4 protein-coding genes and 1 pseudogene are annotated in these 4,833 nt (G+C 63.3%); 4 read left to right on the top strand and 1 reads right to left on the bottom strand.

Annotated features, from left to right (window positions below):
• From ACSLE4_RS05920 to ACSLE4_RS05905, 4 genes and pseudogenes are all read left to right on the top strand, one after another.
• Positions 1-291: pseudogene (locus ACSLE4_RS05920) on the top strand (peptidase); the annotation flags it as partial.
• 100 nt (positions 292-391) lie between these two features.
• Positions 392-1,123, top strand: a complete 732-nt coding sequence (locus ACSLE4_RS05915) for a class I SAM-dependent methyltransferase (protein WP_435903554.1) — start codon at positions 392-394, stop codon at positions 1,121-1,123.
• 39 nt (positions 1,124-1,162) lie between these two features.
• Entirely contained in the window at positions 1,163-2,716 is a 1,554-nt protein-coding gene (locus ACSLE4_RS05910; protein ID WP_435903553.1) for a class I adenylate-forming enzyme family protein, read from the top strand.
• A 168-nt stretch (positions 2,717-2,884) separates the two neighbouring features.
• Positions 2,885-4,153 (top strand): calcium:proton antiporter, encoded by a 1,269-nt coding sequence (locus tag ACSLE4_RS05905; RefSeq protein WP_435903552.1) that lies wholly within the window; start codon positions 2,885-2,887, stop codon positions 4,151-4,153.
• Positions 4,154-4,180: 27 nt separating this feature from the next.
• On the opposite strand, the gene ACSLE4_RS05900 is transcribed toward ACSLE4_RS05905, so the two are convergent.
• Positions 4,181-4,833: ATP-dependent DNA ligase (locus tag ACSLE4_RS05900; RefSeq protein ID WP_435903551.1), on the bottom strand; the 653-nt coding region annotated here is incomplete at its 5' end.

Here is a 4,833-nt window from a genome sequence, read left to right as displayed (position 1 = left end):
GGTGAGGTGAAATACGGCAAGCCAATCCTCGATCGCATCATTAGCCGTGATATCTCCCTCGGCGACGCCGCGAAATGCGCGCTCATCTCTTTCGACTCCACCATGCGCTCGAACGTATCGGTCGGCCCGCCGATCGACCTCATGATCTACCGGCGCGACTCGCTGGCGCCCGGCTTCTCCATCCGGCTGGAGGACGACGACCCCTATTTGCAGGCAATCCGCGATGGTTGGGGCGGGGCCATTTACAAGGCCTTCCACGACATCAGCCACGATCCCGGCTGGAAAATCTGATCGCGCGCGGGGCGCCCTAGCCAGTGCAACGCTAACTTTTATACAACGGGCTTGCGTTAAAAAGCCTTCGGTTTATAGGCCGGAGGAGGTGCGCAGCGTCATGAGTATCCACATTCACCATGTCGAGCCCGGGCACGTGGTCGATGACCAAGCGGCGCTTGAGCAATTCCAGAAGCAGTGGGCCACCTATCAGAAGCTGGTGGATCACGACGCTGTGGCCAGCAAGGAGGCCGGCGCGATCCTGCACGACACGCTGGCGGCGGTTCGCGAGCCTTTCGATTTTCTAGATATTGCTTGCGGCGATGCCGGTCAGATGAGGACGGCGCTCGCGGGAACCAAGGTCTGTCACTACCAGGGCATCGACCTGTCGGAGCCTGCGCTTGCCCTCGCCGCCAAGAATCTGGAGGGCGTCCCCTTCGGCGTCGGCCTGGACCATGGCGATTTCGTCTCCATCCTCACCGCCCGGCAGGACCCATCGGACATCTCCTGGTGCGGCCTGTCCCTCCACCACCTTAAGACCGATGGCAAGCGCAGCCTGCTCCAGGCCCTGTGCCGGTCTACCAGCGACTTTCTGATGATCTACGAGCCGACCAAGCTCGATGGAGAGGATCGTGAGGGCTATTTAAGCCGCTTCACCCGCGTCAACAAAGACGCCTGGACCTTCCTCACGCCCGAGGAATGGGAGCAGATCTACCATCACGTCTCGACCTGCGATCTGCCGGAGACGGCGGAGACCTGGATGGCCATCGGCCGCGAGGCCGGCTTCGCCGAGGCCAGGCAGATCTATCTCGACCCGACCGGATTTTACGGACTTTACCGTTACGACCGGTAGCGGCGAAAAGCCGCCGCCGTCACTGAGAAGAGGAAGACCATGCCACACGCGGGACCGCTCCTTGAGAAACCGCTTCAGCTCTCCGACTTGTTGCAGGTCGGCCTGAAGGGTCGACCCAACGATCCGGCCCTGATGTCGCTCGAGGCAGTGATGTCCTGGGCGGATCTTGAAGAGGCCTCCACCCGGCTTGCCGCCAACTATCTGGCGCTCGGCCTGAAGCCGGGCGACCGGGTGGCCTCACTCATGCCCAATCGCGTGGCGCTGATCGTCCACTACATCGCCTGCTTCAAGGCGGGGCTCGTGCTCACGCCGCTGAACTATCGCTACATGCCGCCGGAGATAAACCACGCGCTGGATGTGAGCGACGCCAAGATCATTCTGAGCCACGCTGAACGGGCGGAGGATATCGCGGCGAGCAACGCGTCGAACCTGCCGCTTGGCGTGATTTGGTACGGGGCCGAGGAGAGCAAGCAGCCGAGCATCGAAAGCCTCATCAAGGTCGAGCCGAAAAACCCTGCCTTGCCGCAGATCGATCCGAAAGCCCCCGCGGCGATCTTCTTCACTTCCGGGTCCACCGGCCCCGCCAAGGGCGTCACCCATACCCGCGAGTCGCTCGGCTGGATGTTTGCCAGCGCCGTGCAAGGCTTCGAAGTCACGCCCAACGACGTGGTGCTGCCGGGCTCGTCCTGCACCCATATCGGCGGCTTCACGTTCGGCATGTCGGCGCTCTCGGCGGGTGCGCGCCTCGTCATCGCGCGGGGCTTCGATCACGAGGAGATCGGGCCGCTCCTGCGCACGACCCGGCCCACGCTGCTCTCCATGCTGCCCACGGCGCTGCTCCATCTCATCCGAGAGCACGACATGAACCCGGCCGACTTCACGTCGCTACGGCTTGCCCGCTCCGGCGGCGACAAGGTCTCCGCGGAGCTGGAGAAGGAGTTCATGGCGCTGACTGGCAAGACGGTGAGCGAGGGGTATGGCATGACGGAGTTCGGACTTGCCGCGCTCAATCCGCCAACGGGCGTGGACAAGCTCGGCTCGATCGGTCTTCCGGGACCCGGTTTCGTGTTCTCTATCCGGGACGAGGATGGGGCCGAGCTGCCGCTGGGTTCGGAAGGCCGCCTATGGGTGCGGACGCCGACCCAATGCGCCGGCTATTGGAACGACGTCGAGGCGACCGCCGAGGTGCTGAACGAGGGGTGGTTCGACACCGGCGACGAGATGAAGCTCGACGAGGACGGCTACAGTTGGTTCTGCGGCCGCCGCAAGCAGATCATCGTTCATGACGCATCCAACATCTCCCCGCAGGAGGTCGAGGACGCGCTTCTCGCGCACGAGGCCGTGGAGCTTGTCGGCGTGGTGGGCGTGATCAACGAATCGCACGGCGAGAATGTGCGTGCCTATGTCGAGATCAAAATCGGCGCGGAACCGCCCAAGGCCGGTGAGTTGATCAAGTTCGCCAAGGAACGGGTCGGCTACAAGGCGCCGGAAGAGATCATCTTCATCGAGAAAATGCCACTCAATCCCACCGGCAAAGTCGACCGTGTATCGCTCAAGAAGATCGCCGCCGCCGAGCACGGCCATCACGTCTAGAGCCTGATCGGGTTCGGTGCGGACGGGCACTGGCACGGCCTCCTGACCCGCCTGTAGCCGCCCGTCGGGCACGCGATCTTTATGGGAATAATGCGCGGCAAAGGGTTCCGGATCGCCGTTCGGCATGGCATTGAGCACGGCGAAGCACGCAAAAGGGCCGCAAGAAGAATGAGCCAATCCCCGAGCCCCAAGGCCACCAAGACCGCCAAGACCAGAGCGATCAGCAAGGCCGAAGCAGCCAGTAAGGCCAAGTCGGACAGCGCGGCTAGGAAATCAAGCGCAGCTTCGAGCGCAAGGCACCAGGAGGGGTTTCTCGGGCGGCTTCGGTCCGAGCTCGGACTGATCGCGGGCATCGTCACCACTGTCCTCTTCTACACGGTCGGGAAGGAGTGGATTGCCGACCTCGATAATCTTCCCTGGCTCGTCTTCACGTTCGCCTGGCTGTTCGGCGTGATGATCTGGTGCGCCTTCGGCGTCGTGCGCCATGCCGATGCGCTCGCCGAGATGCTGGGCGAACCTTACGGCACGTTGATCCTCACCATCGCAGTCATCAGCATGGAAGTGGCGATTCTGGCGACCATCATGCTCGACGGTACGCCGAGCCCGACATTGCCCCGCGAGACGATGTTCGCGATTCTGATGATCGTGCTGAACGGCATGGTGGGCACCGTGCTGGCGATCGGCGGGCTGCGCCATATGGAACAGCAATACAATCTGCAAGGCGCGCTGGCTTACCTTGCCGTGATCACGCCGCTTGCCGCCATCGCGTTGATCCTGCCGACCTTCACGCAATCCACGGCGACGTCCACCTTCACCGCGCCGCAGGCCATCATTTTCGGCACGCTGACGGCGCTGCTCTATGCCGCCTTCCTCACCATCCAGACAACGCGTCACCGCAATTTCTTCATGCAGCCGAAGGCGCGCGCGAAAGACGCCGATCTCGCGGCGCCGGCGAGCCCCGAACCCCATGTCCATGGACCGGTCTATTCCGCGCCGTATCACGCGGTTCTGCTGATCGCCACGCTGCTGCCCGTCGTCCTACTGTCGAAACCACTGGCGAAGCTGCTCGACCACGGCATCGAGCAGATCGGTTTTCCCATCGCGCTTGGTGGCGTTCTGATCGCCGTCCTGATCCTGTCGCCTGAATGGACGGCGGCCTTACGGGCCGCGGCTCGGGATCAGCTACAGCGCGCCGTGAATCTGAGTCTCGGCTCGGCTCTTTCCACTATCGGCCTCACAGTGCCGGTGGTGCTGGCGATCAGTGTCCTGACGGGGACGCCGATCGAGCTCGGTCTCAACAATGTCGAGATCGTGCTCCTCGCGGTGACCCTGTTCGTGAGCCACATGACGTTCTCAGGAGCGCCTACCAACATCCTGCTGGGCCTCGTCCACCTGGTTCTGTTCGCGGCCTATCTGGTGCTGATCTTCAAACCCTAATCCACTCAGCCCCTCAAGTGCGATGGCCTAATCCACGATCAAGGCCTGCACGGTCTGGAGCGTGTCAGCCTCCTCCGCCGGCTTGTCCCAGCGGATGCGGTGGATGCGGGGAAAGCGCATGGCTATCCCCGACTTGTGCCGCGTGGAACGGTGCACCGAGTCGAAAGCCACCTCGAACACGAGCTTGGGCGCGACCTGACGCACGGGCCCGAAACTGTCCACGGTGTTGCTCCGCACGAAGCTATCGAGCTGCTTCAGCTCCTCGTCCGTGAAGCCGAAATAGGATTTCCCAACTGGCACAAGCTCCGGCGCGCCCGTTTCGCCTTCACGCCAGGCGCCGAACGTGTAGTCCGAATAGTAGGAGGAGCGCTTGCCGCTGCCTCGCTGGGCGTACATCAGCACCGCATCGATCATCAGCGGCGCGCGCTTCCACTTGTACCAATGGCCTTTGGGGCGCCCGGCGAGATAGGGGCTCATCCGGCGCTTCAGCATCAAGCCCTCGATGCCGGTTTCCCGCGCGCCGGCCCACAGCGTCTCGAGCTGCGCCACGGTGTCGAAGCCGACGATCTCCGAAACGTCGGTCCGCGCCGGCGCGTTCTTGGCGTGCCAAGCTTCGAGCCGCGCCCGGCGCTCCATGAAGGGCAGGGGGCGCAAGTCCTCGCCGCCCTCGAACAAGAGAT

The organism is Methyloceanibacter sp., from assembly GCF_051306395.1.
Lineage (GTDB): Bacteria > Pseudomonadota > Alphaproteobacteria > Rhizobiales > Methyloligellaceae > Methyloceanibacter.
The sequence above is the reverse complement of the archived record's forward strand: the minus strand, read 5'-3'. Positions and strand labels throughout refer to the sequence as shown.

Coding starts and splice junctions, on each gene's coding strand:
- ACSLE4_RS05915 (WP_435903554.1), top strand. CDS start 392: ATGAGTATCCACATTCACCATGTCGAGCCCGGGCACGTGGTCGATGAC.
- ACSLE4_RS05910 (WP_435903553.1), top strand. CDS start 1,163: ATGCCACACGCGGGACCGCTCCTTGAGAAACCGCTTCAGCTCTCCGAC.
- ACSLE4_RS05905 (WP_435903552.1), top strand. CDS start 2,885: ATGAGCCAATCCCCGAGCCCCAAGGCCACCAAGACCGCCAAGACCAGA.